This window comes from Capnocytophaga felis, assembly GCF_009684755.1.
In the GTDB taxonomy this organism is placed as follows: domain Bacteria; phylum Bacteroidota; class Bacteroidia; order Flavobacteriales; family Flavobacteriaceae; genus Capnocytophaga; species Capnocytophaga felis.
Map to the genome: position 1 here is coordinate 13943 of NZ_BLBC01000011.1, position 20860 is coordinate 34802.

13 protein-coding genes are annotated in these 20860 nt (G+C 38.2%); 5 read left to right on the forward strand and 8 right to left on the reverse strand.

Annotated elements, in window-relative coordinates; genetic code table 11:
• Positions 1-121: 121 nt before the first annotated feature.
• A complete protein-coding gene (locus GN105_RS08695) occupies positions 122-883 on the forward strand; it encodes a class I SAM-dependent methyltransferase (RefSeq protein WP_155285152.1) in 762 nt (253 codons plus the stop codon).
• An 18-nt stretch (positions 884-901) separates the two neighbouring features.
• On the opposite strand, the gene GN105_RS08700 is transcribed toward GN105_RS08695, so the two are convergent.
• The 4 genes from GN105_RS08700 to GN105_RS08715 all read right to left on the reverse strand — a co-directional run bounded on the left by GN105_RS08700 (position 902) and on the right by GN105_RS08715 (position 4696).
• The gene (locus GN105_RS08700; RefSeq protein WP_155285017.1) at positions 902-1681 is read right to left on the reverse strand and encodes a polysaccharide deacetylase family protein; all 780 of its coding nucleotides are present in this window, start codon (positions 1679-1681) and stop codon (positions 902-904) included.
• A gap of 73 nt (positions 1682-1754) precedes the next feature.
• Positions 1755-2075 (reverse strand): barstar family protein, encoded by a 321-nt coding sequence (locus GN105_RS08705; RefSeq protein WP_155285018.1) that lies wholly within the window; start codon positions 2073-2075, stop codon positions 1755-1757.
• 471 nt (positions 2076-2546) lie between these two features.
• The gene (locus GN105_RS08710; RefSeq protein WP_155285019.1) at positions 2547-3482 is read right to left on the reverse strand and encodes a glycosyltransferase family 2 protein; all 936 of its coding nucleotides are present in this window, start codon (positions 3480-3482) and stop codon (positions 2547-2549) included.
• Between the two features lie 44 nt (positions 3483-3526).
• Positions 3527-4696, reverse strand: coding sequence for a glycosyltransferase family 87 protein (locus tag GN105_RS08715; protein ID WP_155285020.1), 1170 nt, complete (start codon positions 4694-4696; stop codon positions 3527-3529).
• Positions 4697-4840: 144 nt separating this feature from the next.
• Between GN105_RS08715 and GN105_RS08720 the strand changes: the two genes are divergently transcribed.
• The 4 genes from GN105_RS08720 (at position 4841) to GN105_RS08735 (ending at position 9327) form a co-directional block, all read left to right on the forward strand.
• Positions 4841-5971, forward strand: a complete 1131-nt coding sequence (locus GN105_RS08720) for an N-acetylmuramoyl-L-alanine amidase family protein (RefSeq protein WP_155285021.1) — start codon at positions 4841-4843, stop codon at positions 5969-5971.
• 73 nt (positions 5972-6044) lie between these two features.
• The gene (locus GN105_RS08725) at positions 6045-6983 is read left to right on the forward strand and encodes an MlaD family protein (protein ID WP_155285022.1); all 939 of its coding nucleotides are present in this window, start codon (positions 6045-6047) and stop codon (positions 6981-6983) included.
• Positions 6984-7103: 120 nt separating this feature from the next.
• On the forward strand, positions 7104-8426 hold the full coding sequence (locus GN105_RS08730) for a 4Fe-4S dicluster domain-containing protein (RefSeq protein ID WP_155285023.1): 1323 nt from the start codon (positions 7104-7106) through the stop codon (positions 8424-8426).
• Between the two features lie 112 nt (positions 8427-8538).
• On the forward strand, positions 8539-9327 hold the full coding sequence (locus tag GN105_RS08735; protein WP_155285024.1) for a (Fe-S)-binding protein: 789 nt from the start codon (positions 8539-8541) through the stop codon (positions 9325-9327).
• Between the two features lie 70 nt (positions 9328-9397).
• Here GN105_RS08735 and GN105_RS08740 read toward each other — a convergent pair whose 3' ends face one another.
• The 4 genes from GN105_RS08740 to GN105_RS08755 form a co-directional block, all read right to left on the reverse strand.
• A complete protein-coding gene (locus GN105_RS08740; RefSeq protein ID WP_155285025.1) occupies positions 9398-11857 on the reverse strand; it encodes a M1 family aminopeptidase in 2460 nt (819 codons plus the stop codon).
• Positions 11858-11940: 83 nt separating this feature from the next.
• A complete protein-coding gene (locus GN105_RS08745; RefSeq protein ID WP_173014986.1) occupies positions 11941-14913 on the reverse strand; it encodes a T9SS type B sorting domain-containing protein in 2973 nt (990 codons plus the stop codon).
• A gap of 34 nt (positions 14914-14947) precedes the next feature.
• A complete protein-coding gene (locus tag GN105_RS08750; RefSeq protein ID WP_227977351.1) occupies positions 14948-17821 on the reverse strand; it encodes a T9SS type B sorting domain-containing protein in 2874 nt (957 codons plus the stop codon).
• 60 nt (positions 17822-17881) lie between these two features.
• A complete protein-coding gene (locus GN105_RS08755) occupies positions 17882-20701 on the reverse strand; it encodes a T9SS type B sorting domain-containing protein (RefSeq protein WP_155285027.1) in 2820 nt (939 codons plus the stop codon).
• Positions 20702-20860 lie beyond the last annotated feature (159 nt).

Genomic DNA, 20860 nt, shown 5'->3' on the forward strand with positions numbered 1-20860 from the left:
ACCACAAAAGTACTATTTTTTGTAAATTATAAAAGAATTGCCCCCGAAAAAAAATATTCATTTTGAAACTTTCAAACACTTCCGTACTTTTGCAAAAGAATTTTTTAAACCCCGAAGCACATTGATTTTTTCTTGGATACTGAATAAAATTCCACGACCTTGGCTCATAAAAGCCAGCTATTGCGTGCGTCCTTTTCTTAGTTTATACTTTTGCGGAAACACCTATGAAGACCCCATCGACGGAAAAAAATTCCGCAAATTTTTGCCTTACGGCTATGCCGTGCAACGCCCCAACGTACTTTCCCCTTCCACTTTGTCATTGGAAAGGCATCGGCTGTTGTGGCTTTATCTTACTCGTGAAACCGACTTTTTCACCCGAAAATTAAACGTACTTCACGTAGCTCCCGAACAGGCTTTCTACAAACGATTTAAAAAACAACCGCTATGGACGTACACCACCACCGATTTGCATTCTCCTTTGGCAGATGTCAAAGCCGATTTATGCAACCTGCCCTTTGATGACAATACATTTGATTTGATTCTCTGCAATCACGTTTTGGAACACATTCCCGATGACAAAAAAGCTATGAGTGAACTCTTTAGAGTAATGAAATCCGGAGGAACGGGCATCTTTCAAATTCCGCAGGACTACAATCGTGAGGTTACCTTTGAAGATGACAGCATTACTGACCCCGATGAACGTACCCGAATCTTTGGGCAGTATGACCACGTACGTATTTACGGAATGGATTACTTCGATAAGCTACGAAAAATTGGCTTTGAAGTGGAAGAAGTCCGTTATGCTCAGCAATTTTCCGATGAAGAAATAGAAAAATACCGCATCGTTCGGGAGGAAATCATTCCGGTTTGCCGAAAGCCTTAACCAGAAATGAACTCTTACCTATCTTTTTTCTTCATTGACCTTCAAGTTTTTGTATAAGCCCGTTTGCCAACCGTTTCGGCTGATGAATTTCAGCAATTTTTCAAAACGGGAAATCATCTTGTCGCCTGAATTTCGCATTACATAACCGGGGAAGTTAAATTCTTTTTGGTGTAAATCGGTAAATTCCCACGGGTGAAAATACAACGTTGCGTATCCTCTGCGTTGCATCGTTCTTTTTAAAAGAAAATGATAAAACCATTGCGGAAAATTATGAAAGGAAAGCCAAAAAAGCGGAATGCGAAACAACGGACTCACCGCAGCAGGAATCTGTAACAATTCCTCTTCAATAAATAACCGCTTGGAAACGTGCAATTTGTTATATCTCCCGGGTAACATTGTAGGGTTAACGGACGAATTATATTCGTAACCAGCCTTTTTCACCTCTTGCGAGCAAACTTCCGCCATTCTCGGCATTCGCAATCCTTTTATGACAGTGTTGAACTCCTTTTCCAGCGTTTCTTTCGATTGCTTAAGGTGTGCGTTCTCAAACTCGGAATGGAAAAACGTATGGGAAGCCAATTCGTGTCCTTCTGCCAAAAGCCGTTCTATCAGGTCGGGAACTTCTCTGGCAAAAACCACCGTTGAAAAGAAAGTGGCTTTGGCATCGTAGCGTTTGAGCAAATCCAGAATTGCTGTCAATCCTTCGCGAGAAATGCGTATTTGTCTTTCAAAATCAATGTTGTAGCCATATTCCTTTGGCATATCAAATTCTTCTATGTCGAATGAAAGGTAAACCATTTTTACGAGAATATTTTTCTGTGAGTAACGTTCTTTTTAAAAGAAAATGCAAATATACACCTAATTTATTTCATCAAAAACTAAAACTAACTTGTTTGTCTTGCTTTTTATGCCAATAATTTTGATACATTTCCAAGGATTCTTTTATACTGATATACAGCGGATTGTTCACTTTTTGTATTTCTGACAGATGAAGAAATTCAATCTCAACCTGACGCTCATCAATCCATTCCAGAGACAGCATACAATCGTCCAGAGAATTGAAACTCAACCAAAAATAAGAAGGAAGTCCAAGCATTTCCTGCATTTTTAGCAAAAAACTTCTTTCCGTCTTTACATTTCGCAAGTCGATAACGATTTTTAAATAATCTTTTCTGTAATCAAAGGAATCCATACCTTTATTTTTTTGTAATTAATCCTACTTTTTTGATTTTTTCTCTTCAAGAAATTATTATTTACCGAAAATATCTGTATCATTACCCGTATTTTATAACTTTCTACTTCATTTTTATCGATTAAAACTTAAAATACACTACTTTTTTCCTCACAGAAATGGATTTTTACCGGTAAAAACTCATTTATCATCAGTCGGAATCCATTTATTATCGGTAAAAATTCATTTCTTATCGGTCATACCCCATTTATTGTCGGTTAGAATTGATTAATATCCAGTCGGAATTTATTTCTTATCGGTAAAAATTTATTTCTTATCGGGCGAGATTGATTTTCTATCAGTAAAAATTCATTTGTTACCAATCATAATTCATTTATTGTCGGTAAAAATTGATTTCCTATCGGTCAGGATTGATTTGTTTCCGGTAAAATGTTTATAATCTGCGGGAATGAAAGTAAACCTTATGGAATTTTAAAATTTCTTTTCGGAAATAATGTAATTAGGTCTGGATTTGGTTTGCTTGAATATCTTTCCGACATAAATCCCGATGATTCCCAATATGATAAGTTGCAATCCGCCGAAAAAAACGATAGTCATTATCAGCGATGCCCAGCCCGAAATCTCTGTCCCGCTAACAAACGACCAAATCACATACGGAATATACAAAAGCGAAAGCAACGAAAAGGTAAACCCCAAATAAACAGCGAAATACAAAGGCTTCACACTGAAAGCCGTAACGCCTACCAACGCCAAATGGAGCATTTTTTTGACCGTGTACTTGGTCTCGCCCGAAAACCGACGCTGAGCCACATACGGAATGTAGGTCTGACGAAAGCCAACCCAAGGAACAATTCCCCTAAGGAAAGGCTCGTTTTCTTCCATTGAGCGAATGACCTCCACTACTGATTTGTCCAACAATCTAAAATCAGCCGAACCTTCCTTTATCTTCACATCGGAGATTAAGTTCAACATTTTGTAGAAATATTTGGAGGTTTTCTTCTTTTTCTTAGGTATATCGTTAGGATATGTACGGATTGTTGCCACAACTTGATTGCCTTCCTCCCACTCTCTGATGAGTTTGGGGATAAGTTCCGGAGGATGTTGCAAATCGGCATCCATAGAAATGACCGCATCTGCAAAAGCGTGGTCAAGTCCTGCTTTTACAGCCAATTGATGCCCGAAATTCCTTGAAAAAGAAAGGTATTTTACATTTTCTTTCTGAGAGCTTAGCTTTTTCAAATGTTCGAGCGTATTATCCAAACTTCCGTCATTTACAAAAATGAGCGTATAATCGTATTTTTCGAGGTGTTCCCGAACAAAAACCGCCTGAATAGCGTCATACAAAACAAATATATTTTCATTTTCGTTGTAACAAGGAACGACAATATCGATTTTCTTTTTTTGCATAGTTTGAAGGGTGTTATGTTGCTGTTATCTTCGTTTATAATATGTTATTTTTCGAGGTGTTGTTCAGTCTGTTTTTCCTGATTATAGTCCAAAAAACACATCTCATAAATCATTGTAAGCCAAATCATAGCCGGCGGAATGGCACGTAAGGCATATTTAATGATATATCCCTCTTTTAACGGCTTGAATAAGTCCGTTGGAGAAAGCGAAGCCAAGATTGCCAAAACCAGTAAGGTTATTTTTAATTTTTTGTGCTTATTGGGGCTGACCATAAACCAAATTCCGATGCCAACATACGCAATTATGTAAGTGCTGTTCTCCGTTCCCGTGCTAAATAAACACAAAAACAAACTCACCGAAGCCAAAAACATCAGCCGGAAGTTCGTATGCCTATACTGTGAAATCCGCAAGTAAGGAAGTGAGAACAAAACCAAGCCTATTAGGATAACAATCAAATTGTTATTGTATATTCCTGTGCGTTGTAGGAAACCCAAAAAGGAAAGATTCTGCAAATTATAGCTTATTGTGTTCAAATTGGAGTTGTTTTTCATCGCCAAACGCTCAAACCACTGCTGATATTGCGAAATGACGTATTGCGGAGAGGAATAAATCATCGGGAGGCAGAAGAGTACAATCATCCACACGATTCCCGTCCACACAAAACGGATTTTGTTCTTCGAAAAGAAGAAAAACGCCAAGCCTACGATGCCATAGAGCTTCGTTAAAATCCCAATGACGATAAAAAGCGTTGCCCAATGGTCTTTCCCCTTGTGAATGAACACATAGGCGGCGACAAGTAAGGCAATAATGCTGATGTTAAACTGTTGCATTGCGGCAGCGGTGTACAAATCGTGAGCAGCGATGAGCAAAATCCCGATAATGGCGGTTTTCCCCAAAGGCAGTTGCTTAATTGCCCAGTACAGAAAGAAAGTATTTGCCATAATCCACAACGAAACGCCTAACCAATTGGGCAGAACGGCAAACGGAGCAATCACCGCACTGAACAAAATCCCATAATGATTCACATCAAAGTACTCGGCAGGATACTCCACGTAAAGCGACAGTTTCTCAATCGTATGCCAAAAAACCCCTTTAAAAATCAGGTAATTATTGTACTTTCCACGTATGAAAACATTCTGAATAACGGTGGCAAACGCCAGCCCAAACCATAAAATGGTGATAAAACGATAATCCTTGAATAATTTTTTAAGCATTCTCAATGTGTGATTTCGGCAAAAGTAAGAAAATAAGAACAATGACAAAACCCGAAGTTCAAAAGCTTTTTAACTTTCGAGTTATTTTTTTACTTTTGCAAAAAATCAGTTAGTCCGAAAAGAAATAATTGTGATTTAAACAGAATGAAATATCTATTTTATATACTTTTTTTTGTAATTGCTTCGTACAATGTTGCTTTTTCTCAGAAGAAACCTGTTTTTAAAGTAGTACTGGATGCTGGTCACGGAGGAAAAGACCCCGGAAAGGTGGCTCCCGGCAGAATATACGAAAAAGATGTGGTTTTGAATATCGTTTTGGAAATGGGAAGAATATTAGAACAACACCCTGACATTAAAGTAATTTATACCCGAAAAACAGATGTCTTTGTTGACCTCTATGAACGTGGAGCTATCGCCAATAAAGCCAAAGCGGATATTTTCGTTTCTGTTCACTGTAATGCTGCTGACAAAAAAACGGCACAAGGAGCTGAAACTTTCGTACTGGGACTTCACGCCAACGAGCAAAACTTTGAGGTTGCCAAAGTAGAAAATGAAGTAATTTACTTGGAAGACAACTACGAAAAGAAATACGCCGGCTACAACATCAACTCTCCGGAATCATTCATCGGATTGTCAATAATGCAGGAAGAATTTTTGGAACAAAGCATACAACTTGCCAAATATGTTCAAAACAATTTCATCAACGAAATGAAACGTTTTAACAGAGGCGTGAAACAAGCGGGATTTATCGTACTGCACCAAACCTATATGCCGAGCATTCTCATCGAAACAGCATTTTTATCAAACGCCGAGGAGCAAAAGTTCTTGGCTTCAAAAAAAGGACAGAACGAGTTTGCAAAAAATATTGCGAATGCCATCTTGTCGTATAAAAATTGGGTTCAGGCACGTAGTTCACACATTTCTCCGGACGATTCCGTTTCTGCAGTCAAAGTTTCCAAAACTCCAATCGCCACAAAAAGTGTAAAGAAAGGCAATGTAAAAGCAAAAAAATCGGATATCGTTTACAAAGTTCAAATTTCATCAAGCCCTAAAAAATTGGAAGCAAAACCCTTTAATTTCAAAGGATTATCTCCCGTATCTTCCGAGAAAATCGGGAAGATATATTGTTATTTCTATGGGAATGTGAAAAAACATCACGAAGCCTTGTCTTTACTTTCCAAAGCCAAAAAAAAAGGTTACAAAGATGCCTACATAGTTGCCTATTCCAACGGGAAGAAAATTACTGTTGAGGAAGCAAAAAAGCGAGAAAAATAAATTTAAAACGTTTCTTAGGTGAAAATTACGTTTTTATACTTATTTTTGCCTCTCAAATTCAAAAATAAATTCAATGAAATTAACCAAAGAAATTAAAACGGCGTTCATTGTCATTGCGGGCATTGCCTGTTTTTTTATAGGATTTAACTTTTTGAAATCCAAATCGATTTTCAAAAGAACAAACACCTACTACGCAATTTTTGACCATTCGGGCGGATTGAAATCCGGAACTCAAGTAACAGTTAATGGTGTGCAAGTTGGGGTGGTAGAATCCGTTGAAATAGAAGAGAAAACAGCCAAAATAAAGATTACCATCTCTTGTTCAAAAGATTTTACTTTTTCAAAAAACAGTAAATTGGAACTCTACAACAGTCTTTTAGGAGGTGCGGGGCTGCAAATTATTCCTGTCTTCGATGATGCTCCGCAAGCACAATCGGGCGATATGTTAACAGCATCAGTCCAAATGGATATGTTGGAAGCTTTAAGTACGAAAATAGAACCTACTCAATTGAAATTAAACAACTTATTATTACGCTCAGACACTTTGTTAAGGTCGGTTAATACCTTGTTAGACGACAATACCGTAGCGAACCTGAAAAAATCCGTAAGTGATTTGAGTGCAACAATGAATAATTTGAGTAAAACATCGGTAGCTTTGAACAATATGCTGGTTACCAATCAGGAAAATTTGAAAATTTCCTTACAAAATGCCAATAAAATAACCACTGACTTAGCTAAACTCTCTGATGAATTGGTTCAGGCTGAATTGGGCAAAGTTACTGCAGATGCACAAAAAATGCTTACAAACTTAAATAAAATTTTGGCTGATATTGAAGCCGGTAACGGAAGCGTAGGTAAATTAATGAAAGATGAAGGATTGTACAAAAACGTAGAAAATGCTTCCAAACAATTGGAATTGCTTTTGGAAGATTTACGTTTGAATCCAAAACGATATATGCACTTCTCTGTTTTTGGTAAAAAACATCAACCATATCAGGAAAACGAAAAATAAATTAAAAGAAAGCAGTCGTTAATTGTTAATAATCACAAATAGACTGCTTTTTATTTTTATCTGCATTTAAAAAATCAAATTAATTGTGATACAAAAACAATTATTGACAAAGCACTGACTATGAATCTACTACCCAATATACTATTTTGTTTATTACTAATCATTGCTGTAGGATTTTTTACAACGAACGTTCGTAAATTAATCCGCAACATTCGTTTGGGAAAAAGCGAAGATACGTCCGATAACCGACCGCAACGATGGAAAAATATGTTCCAAATCGCTTTGGGACAAGGAAAAATGACAATACGACCTGTTGCCGGAATTTTGCATATTCTTGTTTATCTTGGTTTTATAATCATTAATCTTGAAATGCTTGAAATTATTTTAGATGGAATTTTCGGCACACATCGTTTGTTTTCTTTTTTAGGAAGTTTCTACAATGTTTTGATTGGTTCTTTTGAAATTTTAGCTTTTTTAGTAATTATTTCAGTAACCGTTTTCTGGATTAGACGCAATATTTTTAAAATCAATAGATTTCAGAAAGAAGAACTTCGAAATTGGGCAAAAAGAGATGGTAATATCATTCTATACATTGAAGCTATTTTGATGTTTCTTTTTCTAACAATGAATGCAGCTGATTTTCGTTTACAACAATTGGAAGTTGAGCCATATTTACAGGCAGGAATCTTTCCTATAAGCCAGTGGATAAGTCAATTAATGTATCACTTTCCACAATCTGCATTGATTGCCATTGAGCGTACTTGTTGGTGGTTGCATATCATAGGAGTGTTATGTTTTCTGAATTATTTGTATTATTCGAAGCACTTACACATCATCTTGGCTTTTCCAAACACGTTTTTTGCTTCAACGCGTCCGCAAGGAGCATTAAAAGTAAATCAAACTGTTTTGAAAGAAGTCAAACTGATGTTAGACCCTACAATTGACCCTTTTGCAACTACCGAAGAAAATGTGAATCCTCCTGAAAAATTCGGAGCTTCAGACGTTTTCGACCTTACTTGGGTTCAGTTGCTCAATGCGTACACTTGTACCGAATGCGGACGATGTACCGATGAATGTCCTGCCAACTTAACGGGTAAAAAGCTTTCACCCCGAAGCATTATGATGAAAACTCGTGACCGATTGGAGGAAGTAAGCAAAAATATTGACTCTAATAAAGGAATTTTCAAGGAAGACAACAAACAGTTATTAAATGATTATATCACTCCCGAAGAACTTTGGGCGTGTACTTCTTGTAATGCTTGTGTAGAGGCTTGTCCGGTAAGTATTAATCCGCTGTCTATCATTATGGATATGCGTCAATATTTAGTTATGGAGCAATCAGCAGCACCTCAGGAACTTAACAGTATGATGTCCAATATTGAAAACAATGGAGCTCCTTGGGCGTATAGCCGTTCTGATAGGATGAATTGGGCAGAAGAATAACATATAATTTTGATTATTCTTTTTAAAGTTTTGTAAGCTTGGTTTGTTTTCTTAATAATCAACAAAAGTAGGAAGAAAAACCTATTGAAAATCTCTAATTTTACACTAAAGTATGAATCAAACACTTAATATTCCTACAATGGCTGAGATGGCCGCACAAGGCAAATCTCCTGAAATTCTTTTTTGGGTAGGTAGTGCAGGAAGTTATGACGATCGTGCCAAGCGTATCGTTAGAGCTTTTGTGCATTTGCTACATCAAGCTAAAGTTGATTTTGCTGTACTCGGAACAGAAGAAAGTGACACGGGAGATCCCGCAAAACGTGCCGGAAACGAGTTTCTTTTTCAAATGCAAGCTATGATGAATATTCAAGTGTTAGAAGCTTATAATATTAAAGAAATAGTTACCACTTGTCCTCACATTTTCAACACTTTAAAGAATGAATATCCTGCTTTGGGAGGAAATTATAAAGTATGGCATCATACACAATATCTGAAAAAACTAATCTCAGAGGGAAAACTTTCAGTAAATCGTGATAAATTAAACGGAAAACGAATCACTTTTCACGACCCTTGCTACTTAGGTCGCGGAAATAACATATACGATGCTCCACGTGAGGTTTTACAAGCGTTAGGAGCAAATCTGACCGAAATGAAGAAAAGTAAAAAACGTTCATTGTGCTGCGGAGCCGGAGGAGCACAAATGTTCAAAGAACCTGAAAAAGGTAATAAGGATATCAATGTTTTACGTACGGAACACGCTTTGGAAACACAACCCAACATTATCGCTACAGCCTGCCCGTTTTGTAATACAATGCTCACAGACGGAATCAAATTTAAAGAAAAAGAAGATTCTGTAGAAGTTTTAGATATCGCTGAATTACTTTATGAAGCTACAAAATAAGTTGGCAATTAAAAAATAAAAATAGGCTGAAACTATAAAGTTTCAGCCTATTTTTCGTCTTCTACATTTTCTAAAACAATGCTTTAACTTCTTGTAATAACTTAATTTGTTGTTGTACGGATACCGAGCTTTTTAATGTATTCTTAACAGAAAGTGCCTTATCCAAAATGTGAATAATGGCTTTATTGCCTTCCGAGCCTTTCTCCGAATACGGAGCAATTTGCTTTAAAGATTCTGCTACGGCTTTCACCAGTTTTGTATTGTCCAACTGCATTGCCCATAGATATCCTCTCTCGAAAATTTTAGCTTTTTCAGGATTGTCTTCCATCAAAAAAGGATAATACACGAAATTGGGCAGCACTTTTTCCAAAAATCTTTCCATTTTGTTATCCACAACCACCGAAGCTAAACTCACCAGTTGGTCGGTTGTAAGGTCTTCAGGGGCAGATTGTTCCAAAAAGCGTTTGGCTCGTTTTGCATCAATGGTAGCAATGCCGTTGAGTGCTGCATTTTTTACCGAAGCCGAATGCACGGATAAAGCTTTCTCAAAAACAGGTAAATATTTCTTACTTTTTGTAGCGGCAAGTGTCCACATTGCGGCGGACTTTACCAGATTTTTAGGGTCGTTTTTGGCAATTTTTTCAATTTCGGAAAGTACTTTTGAAGATAACTTCTGCCCCGCCAATGCGTTAAGTGCTTCCATTCGGATTTGATAGAACGGATCTTTTATCGCCTTCAAAAGCAATTCGTTATGTTGTTCATATTGTGCAAATTCCACCGCTTGAGACCTGCTTTTATAGTCCTTGGCGTGTGTGTACTGAAACAAATACTCTTGTGCGTTTTTATAACTATCCTCACGCATTAAAATCACACCTCGAGGATTGATATTCACTAAATTAGGTGATTTTTCAGCCGAAAAGAAAAATTCATTTTCCTTACGAGCCTTTACCCAAACCTGATGACGTTCATATTTTCCGTTTTGGTAAATATCTACTTCCAAAGGAAATTCAAAAAAGCCTGCTTCCTCCTGATTTTGAATGATTTTCAATCGAATTTGTTTTGCTGCTGCATCATAGTTATTCTCCACACTCACCACAGGATTTCCATTGCCGAAAAACCACTGATTGAAGAACCAATTGAGGTCTTTTCCACTGATTTTTTCAAATGAAAGTCGCAACTGATGTGCCTCGCCCGTGCCAAATTCATACGTCTTCAAGAAATCGGTAATTCCTTGAAAGAAAGCCTCATCACCCAAATAATCGCGAAGCATATTCAAAATTCCTCCGCCTTTGTTGTACGATACCAAATCGAACATATCCTCTTTGTCGTTATACCCAAAACGCACCAAATCCTTTACAAAATCGTTCGGACGGTGATGATACTGATTCACAGATTTAGTAAGATGGTAATCGGCAACATCTTTTCCGTATTTGTATTCGTACCACAAATATTCGGAATAATTTGCAAATGATTCGTTAATGGTTAAATTCGACCAACTTTCAGTCGTTACCAAATTTCCGAACCAATGATGCCCCATTTCGTGAGCGATAACGGCTTCCCAATAATTATTGTCCGCCAGAACGTCAGCAGTTTGATGTGCCGATTCTCCGTGACTTACGGCTGTGGTATTTTCCATCGCTCCGGCAACAAAATCACGAACCACCATTTGGGCGTACTTCTGCCAAGGGAAATCATACCCGAATCTTTTTGAAAAAAACTCAATCATTTCGGCTGTATGACCAAAAATCTGTTTAGCAACCTTTTCGTATTCTTTCTCAACATAATAATCCACAGGAACTTTGCCTCGCCAAGGAGTATCTTTCACCACTGCAAAATCGCCCACTCCCATAAAAAACAAATACGGAGCGTGAGGTTTGTCCATCACCCAATAATCCGTACGCAAGTTATCATTTTGTTTTTCAGAAGATTGCAAGATACCATTGGAAAGCGTAACGAATTTATCAGGAACGGTAATGTAAATTTCCTGTGTGGTTTTCTGATTGGGTTTGTCAAGTGTTGGAAACCAGCACGATGAAGATTCTGTTTCGCCTTGTGTCCAAACCTGAGTAGGAACATTTGGCAGTTCTCCTTTCGGATTGATAAAATACAATCCCTTTGCATCATTAATGGCTTGACTGCCCTTTGCCGTTACCTTTTCGGGTTGAGCTGTGTACTTGATATAAATTGTATAATTTTCTCCTTTTCGGTAGATTTTATCCAATTTTATTCTTAAAAAATCATCTTTGTAAAGATAGGAAAGCGGTTTGTTTTCCATTTTTACTTCGTGAATAATCATCGCTTTGGCATCTAAAATCAGGCTGTCCGACTCATAGAAAAAAGGCGATGCCGTGAGCCATTCCTCTCCGTCAAGGGTTTGATCTTCAAAATTAAACGAGACTTTGAGTTTGGTGTGTTTTAATTTGGTTTTCATCTCGGGAGTTGCTCGATAAACTTCCCTACCCGAGTTTTCGGTTTGTGCAAAACCTTGCGAAAATCCTACTAAAAGCAGGATAATTGTGATATATTTCATTGTTTACTGTTTTTGGCAAAGATAAAATGTTTTTTGTTTTTTTAAATAACAAAGGCATCATAAAATTATGATGCCTCCGAATATTATCTTACATACAGATATCCTTTTTTAGTATGTTCCTTTCCTGTCATATCCTTATATTCCAGTATATAAAAATATGTTCCCGATGGCAGACGTTTACCTTTGCCCACCACACCGTTTACATTGGAATATCCTCGGAAAACTCCGCCTCTGCGTTGATAATCTTTCGCTGCAAATACTTTCTGACCCAATTCATTAAAGATTTCAATGTGCAAATCCGTATAACGTTCAATTGGAGCAACTTTCAGGTAGTTCTCGGAAGTATTTTCAGTAGAAACTCCATTATATATGATAATATCTTCACTTGAAGAATTGTTTCCACCACCTTGTGTATCGTTTCCACCAGATGGAGGATTGCTTCCACCACCTTGTGTATTGTCTTCCCCAGATGTATTTTTAGGTAAAACTGTTATTTTTTGGATATGTTCAGCTCGATTTCCACAAGAATCAGAGGCTTCCCACGTATAAACAACTACTTTTTGTCCGTTTTCAGTAATTTCTTCACTTGTTTTTACTGCTGGAATCACTCCTTGACAATTATCATTGGCTTGCAATTCAATTTGAGAAGGAATTTTATCTTCCTCAACGGAAATATTTTTCGGTAATTCCCCCGAAAAAATAGGAGCTTCATTGTCGCCTGCTATCATAATCGTTTGCATTTGCGAAATGGTCTGCCCACAAGCCGTTGCCGTATAAGTCCGTTGAATGGTTTTACCCGTTTTACAGTTACCTGTTTCTACATCCGTATGTGTTACTTGAATTTCAGTATTTTCCTCACAACCTGAAATTTGCAATCTGCTTACTGCCTGAGGTTTATCTTTTTCGCAAGATACATTCACATCCGCAGGGAAGTTGGCAAAACTCACCTGCGGAGTCGGAGGGGTTGTATCCTCTTGAACATAAATATATTGTACAAAAGTTGCCGTATTGCTACAGCCATCGGTAGCCGTCCAAGTACGAGTGATAAGTGTTGGTGTTTTTTCTTCTTTATAAGTAGGTGTTATGAATTGTGAACCACTGCCACAGGTAGAGGTTGCCATAACATTCGCTTTTTCAGGTACTTCCCCCTCTTTTACCTCAATGGTAGGCTCGGGCGTATTTTGAAAAGTAATTGCCGAAGCTTCTATTTCAAAACCTCCTCCCAAAGGATTATTATTCGTTATATCGTGGGCAATATGGTCAATTACTTCAATTTTAATAATTCCTAAACCAGAAGTGGTACTCCCAAATTGGGTTTTCCTTCCCAACGAAATATGTGGAATGGTTACCTCTGCTGTTCCGTTGTTAGGAGCAGAAGCCAAAAGCGTATATTTATAGGTCTCGCCAAAATCGTCCGACATTAAAATACGTACTTTTGTACCACTAAATATAGTGTTATCTACATCCCACGTAAAAGTAACTTTTTCGCCTGCGGTGTACTTGTTCTTATACCCGCCCTTGATTTTAAAAGGCGTTCCACTGACGATATTTACTTTGGTATACGCTTGGTCGTAATAAACCCCGTGTGAGCTGTTAGCTAAATCGGCATCATTTACCGCCAACCAAAAATGATACGTGCCCGTAGCAGTTGGAGAAGAATTTTCTATTTCGTACAAATCTTTTCGGTAGTAGCTTCTCTCAAAAGAAACTCTACCCGTTTGCGTGGATTTTAAAGCTAAAAACTTTGCCGAACCATCGGTAAAATACGGAAAACCATACCCGCCTACTTGATGAGCGTAGTAGTACAGTTTTTGTTGCTCCGCATCCTGTGCCGGAATATAAAACTGAAAAAACGTGTTTTGTGGCAACGTATATTCTTTTTTAATTTTTGCCGTGTTGATGATTGGAGCCGTATTATTGAGCTTAATCCCGTAAGGAATATTGGTAATGTTTGAATTCCACTCACCCGACACCAACTGCGTACGATTTTTATCGGTATAATACCCTATCTTTGCTAACTTTTCCCGTATAACGGCGATACTTACCAATGAAAAATAATCACGATAAGAACGAGAATTATATCCCATTACCGACATCCCAAAACTGGGTTCGGAATAATACGTCTGGCTTCCCCCATTGGTAAATGTGTGAAGCGTACCGAACAAATGCCCAATCTCGTGAGCAATAACCGCTCCATCAGCCATAGCAAAACACTGGGCTTTACGGAATTTTTCATAAACTCCTGCTGTGCTTCCCAATCCTTGTGTAGTTCCTACCTGCGGGTGAATAACCACCCCAACATCGTAATCATTCTCTGATATTAACTTATTAATTTCAGTAGTTCCGTTATTGTGTATAAAAAGAGCGGTTTGGGCGTAATGAAATGGGTCTGTACTTGCTGTTTTGTAAATAAGTCTTTCATCGTTGACTATCTCAAATCGTACCGATACATCTCTGTGGTATAATTCGTTGAGAAAAGCCTCTGTACTTGCCCAGAATTTTTTCACTTCTTGTACATTACTTTTAAATTTATCTGAAAAATATTTGTTTGTAATGAGTAACGCCAAGCGGTACTCCCGTAAAACACCATCCGAGCGAACGCTGTGAAATTTAAGAATTTCCTTTTCTTTATCTGACAATTGACCTTCTGGACGTGCCATAGGGCGTGCTGTGTGCGAATGTTCTCCGCCACCGCAGCAGGTGCCGCATTTTCCGTCCTTTTCGGTTTTTTCTTCTGCGACAATAACTTTTTTGCCTTCCGAAGTAATGTCATACGACTTGCCCAAGAGTTTCAAATTCCCTGAAACCCCTTGATTATCAGCCGACAAAACGCCTATCATCTCGCCATTTTGATAGCACACAAAGGTTTTTATCCCCTTGATAGAATTGGGACGTTCCTGCCAAAGCAACGTTTGTTTGGGGCTGTTATCAACTGAAATTTCCCACGAAACCTCGCCTCCTTTCGAAAATAGTTGAACAACCTCCGATGTTTTTACCTGTGCAAATAATTGCTGGAAAAACAAAAAGCATAAAATAGTAATTAAATTATATCTCATTGATTTATAGTTTTTCATTAAACAAAATGTGAATTTACCTCACATATAAGTATCCCGATTTTTGACTCATTTTTTTGTCTTGGTCTTTATATTTCAACACGTAAAAATACGTTCCTGATGGCAAACGTTTGCCTTTGCCTACTACGCCTTTCACGTTGGAATATCCCCTGAAAACACCGCCTTTGCGTTGATAGTCTTTGGCTTGGAATACTTTCTGACCCAATTCGTTAAAAATTTCGATATGCAAATCCGTGTAACGGTCAATTGGGGCAACTTTCAGATAGTTTTCGGAAGTATTTTCAGTAGAAACTCCATTATATATGATGATATCTTCACTTGAAGAATTGTTTCCACCACCTTGTGTATCGTTCCCACCAGATGGAGGATTGTTTCCACCACTTTGTGTATCGTTTCCACTACCTTGTGCATCACTTCCACTACCTTGTGCATCACTTCCAATACCTTGTGCATCACTTCCAATACCTTGTGCATCACTTTCACCACCTTGTGTATTGTCTTCCCCAGATGTGTTTTTAGGCAAAATAGTTATTTTTTGAATATGTTCAGCTTGATTTCCGCAAGAATCAGATGCTTTCCAACGATAAACAACTACTTTTTGTCCGTTTTCAGTAATTTCTTCACGTGTTTTTTCTGTTGGAACTGCTCCTTCACAATTATCATTGGCTTTCAAATCAATTTGAGAAGGAATTTTATCTTCCTCAACGGAAATATGCTGTGGAAGCTCGCCCGAAAAAGTAGGAGCCTCATTATCGGAGACCGTGATGAGTTGAGTAAGGACAATCGGAGTGCTTCCGCAGTTATCAGAAGCGGTATAGGTACGTTCAAGTACATACTGATTGATACAAGTGTGATTTCTGACTGTTTCAGTAACTTTCACGGAAGGATTACAACCGCCATCAACCGCTAAAGTTTGTGCAACAGGGATATCATTCACACAAGCAACCGTTTCATTTTGAGGCAACACACCTACGAATTGCAATGGCAACAACGGGTTGTTGGTTCTGGGAATAATTTTAAAGCCACCGTAAGGCACTCTTTTGTTATTCGAAATTTTGTATGGTGTTACATTCGTGATAGCATAAGCAATATGGTCAAGTACTTCCACTTTGAAAACACCCGCCGGAAGATTTACTTTTTTGCTTTCACCGAAAGTAGTTACTCCTATCATCACATTGGGAATAGTAAACTCATACTCACCATCGTTTTCGGTTTGCTCCACAATAGTGTATTTGTAAGTTTTTCCTAAATCGTCTGAAAGTAAGATACGAACCTTACTGTTAGCGTCAAAGAAATTGCTATCAACATTCCATTGAAGAGTTACTTTATCTCCCACTTGATATACTTCTTCTGTAGGAGATGTAATTTCAAAGGTTTTTCCTGCTTTTAAATTTACTTTCGTTTCAAAAACATCATACATTACGGGACGTTTTTTTTGCGGATTTCCATCGCTTACGCCTAACCAAAAAGTATAGGTTCCTTGTCTAACTCTTGCTGCATCAGGGTTAAATCCTCCAAAATCAGTATAAAGAGGTTGAAAAGAAATAACGTTGTGTTTGGTTCCTTTAAGGGTAATAAATTTAGCATTTTTTTCTTTACGTATGTCTGCCTGATGTGCCATATACGTCAATTCGGTATCATCAGGGTCAGTAGCTGGAATTTCAAACTGAAAATAGGTGTACTCGGGCAAATCATAGCTTTTTTTGAGTTTACTACGATCTATCACAGGAGGATTATTGGCTATTTTCTCCCCAAATGGGTGATTAATATGGTCAAAAGAAGAATGCTTAATCAACTTTGTGCGGGCTTTATCTTCATAATAATGCAATTGAGCCAATCGGTTACGAATAAAATGAATACTCACAAGTGAAAAGAAATCACGCGGCTCTCCGTAACTCATTATGGATTGTCCTTTACCGGTTTCGGTATAGTAAGTGGCTTCTCCACCTGTGGTAAATGTGTGTGAAGAATTGAACATATGTCCCATTTCGTGAGCAATAAGGTCTAAAACAGGAACCGCCATTGCCCCTCCTTTTGCATAACCATAAGCTCCATCAAGGTGAGCAAGTCCACCTACCCAAGATCCACGTTCCAATTTCATAATAGGGGTCATCACCACTCCAAAATCATAGTTTTCCCTTCCCAAAATACTATCAAGGTCATTGGTGGCTCTGTTAATCATTTTCTCTCCTGTATCCGCTTTAAAACGATCGGTGTTGGCATCTGTGATAATCAACTTTTCATCATTAATCACTTCAAAACGAACTCCTATTTCACGCATAAATAGGGCATTAAGTTGTACTTCAATATTCGCCCAGAAATTTTTTACATTTTCAATACTCCCTTTGAACACACGTTCACTTTCCGTAAACGATGCGTAAGAAACTGGCAGTGCCAAACGATAGGTAAAAAGCACATCGCGGTTGGCTATTTTATTCTCACTTGTAGTGCTACTTGCCTGAAGTTTAGGTTTACCTGTTTTTGAAGGCTTACAAGAGCCATCTTTGCAAACCCCACATTCGTGTCCGTTTTCCGAAGAAATCACCAAAAATCCTTCCGAATTGGTAGTAAACTGAATACGAGCGTGTTTCCACGTAACTTCACCCGAAACAGCCTTTTTATTTATGGAAAGAATTCCTACCAGTTCACTCTCTTGAAAACTAACAAAAGTGCGGACTCCTTCTTTTTTGGTGAAGGAGGTTTCTTGTTCATTCCATCGCAACGAAAGGGTTTCACTTCGCGATACTGGAACATCCCAAATAACATCATTACTTTTTGAAAACAAATCAATTACGTCAACTGACTTAATTTGTGTTTTAAAAGTTTCCTGTGAATAAAGAATATTCAAAGCCACCATAAAACAACATAAAAAAGTTACTAAACGCCTCATATTTTTATTATTATATTACCTAAAAACAAACAGAAACTACGTTACAGGGTTTCCATATAATTACCTAACATACAAATATCCCTTTTTGGTATGTTTTTTCCCCGTCATATCCTGATAATTGAGTATGTAAAAATATGTACCCGATGGCAGACGTTTACCTTTACCCACCACGCCTTTCACATTGGAATATCCTCGGAAAACTCCGCCTCTGCGTTGATAATCTTTCGCTTCAAATACTTTCTGACCCAATTCATTAAAAATTTCAATATGCAAATCCGTATAACGCTCAATCGGGGCAACTTTCAGATAGTTTTCAGAACCTGCCTCAGCAGAAACTCCGTTGTAAACCACCCACGCCTCGTTATCCAAATTCGGTTTAACTATGTCAGAAGCATTTTTATCATCAGATAAGTCATTTCCACTATCGGGATTGTCTGTTTTTCCATCAGAAGAGCTATTTTCGCTGTCGGAATTATTGGTTTCCTCATCAGAAGAGCCTTTTTCGTTGTCGGAATTATCTGTTCTTCCATCAGAAGAATCATTTTCGTTGTCGGAACTGTCAGTTTCTCCATCAGAAGAACTATTTCCGCTATCGGAATTATCGGTTTCTCCATCAGAAGAGCTATTTCCATTGTCGGAACTGTCTGTTTCTCCATCAGAAGAACCATTTTCGTTGTCGGAATTATTAATTTCCTCATCAGAAAAATCGTCTTCAACTTCTTCTTTAAAAGGTTCTTCCTGTTTCTCTATGTAAATCAACTGTACGAAAGTGGATTCTTTCTGACATTTATCCTTTGCCGTCCATTTGCGTGTGATGATTTTGTCGTATTGTGAAACGTTTTCGTCAATATGTTCCTCAAATGTAATCTCCACTCCTCCTCTTCTTCGACATTGGGTAGTAGCTTTCACTTCGTGTTTTACGGGAACTTCACTTCCGTGAGGCAAAACGACATAGCTTTCCGGTACATCGGTAAAGGTGATTTCCGTAGCAGGGTCTAATTCAAAGCCTCCGGCAAATTGACGTCGTTCATTCAGCGGATTAATTGCCGATAGTGCATACGCAATATGGTCAATTACCTCTACTTTGATAACTCCCGCACGTACGCGACTTATATTATTCTTGTAAGCCACCGAACCGAATTTCGTATGTGGCATCACCAACTCACATTCTCCGTCGTTTTCGGTATTTTCAGCCAGCGTATATTTAAAAGTTTTACCAAAATCATCGGAAAGTGATATGCGTACGCGTGTATTTGCAAAAACCTTCGGGTCAGCCTCCCATCGGAGTGTAAATTTCTCACCTGCGTGGTACAATATCCCTAAAGGCGAAGTAATCCGAAAAGGCTTGGCATCAACCACCTCTACCAACGAATTGCGTGTGTCATAGCGTACCACCTCATCAGAACGTAAATGTGCGTCTTTGCCCGTACTTACGCCCACCAAAAAAGTAAAACGATTGCCCACAGCCGTATGAAAAGATGTTTCCAAGTAGCCCGAACTACCATACACCTCCTCAAAAGCTATACGAGAATGTTCGGAAGGTTTGTGTGTGTAGAATTTGGCACGCGACACCCGATTTATAGCCTTATCAGCGGGATGTGCCATATATAAAAGTCGGTTTTTATCAGGGTAAGAAGCCCTTATGTTGAATGCAAAAAAGGTATTTGGCGGAATTTTATAGTTTTCCTTAACGGAAGACAGATCGAGCTTAGGTGCCGAAGAAGTAGTTTTTATTCCCAAAGGAAAATTATCGTAATTGGGAGTTGCCGTTTTTTTACCCGCAGTTTTATTGCGATGAGCATTGGTATAGTACGGAATTCCGAGTAGGTCAGTTCGCATATCTATCAAACTTACCAACGAAAAAAAATTCTGAGGCGTTCCGTATCCCATTACCGATTGCCCCAAACCGGTTTCCGTTTTGTGCGAATATCCTGAAGTATTGCTTCCTTGTTCGTGTACGTGTGAAGCCCCAAACAAATGCCCCAACTCGTGAGCGATGGCGTGCAAATTGGTACTTGCTGTTGTTGCCGATGCCTTATTTTTATTGAAATATCCGAAAGATTTATACGCCAAACCGTGGGCAGCTGCCGTAGTTCGCGACAAAAATAGTCCCATATCATAATTTTCACTACCGATGAGTTTGTTTATCTCATTGGTTGCCGCACTGATAATGTACTTCGAACCTGCATTCGTAAAGACTTCCTTTTCAGAAGTGTCAAGTATGAGGCGTTCGTCATCAACCAATTCAAAACGAACCCCCACATCACGCATATAGATTTCGTTAAGTCCTGCCTGTGTCGTTGCCCAAAAGGCTTTTACACGTTGTTTATCACTCTGAAAATGTGTCGTAAAGAAATTATAAGCCACGGGCAAAGCCAAACGATACACACGCAACACGTTATCATCAGGAACGGGCTTAACGATGGTTTTGGGCGTCTGTGTACTTTCTTCCGATGCTGAAGGACGTGCCGTATGGTTTGCCTTTTCGGAAGATTGGCAGCAAAGTCCGCATTTCGGGATTGTACTGCTATGAAGAATAAGAAAGCCGTCGTTTGACGTATCAATATGCACCTCCCCTTTTTCGGTAAAAATATTTCCGAAAACCTTTCCGCCAGAAATGGAAATAATCGCCCTAAAATCAGTCAATTCATATCCTACAAAGGTACGAATATTTTCCTTTTGGGTAAAAGAAGATACACGCTCCTGCCATAGTAAAATCCGCTTTTGGTGTTGCGAAACGGGTAATTCCCAACGGAATGTTTTCTCCCCCTGTGAGAAGAATACTGAAACATCGCTCGCACGCACCGAAGTTTTAAAGAATTCCTGAGCAAAAAGCCATTGACATACAATAAAAAGAGTTATAGTAAATTTATATTTCATCAGTTTGTTTAATTTGTTTGTCTTACAATGGGACACAACATTAACACAATTCAGGGGGCAAATTTACACTTTTTTACGCAATCAAGGCACACAATTACATTTATGTTTTAAGATAAACATACGAATTTCACAAAAAATTAATAAAAAAGGGAGAATTTT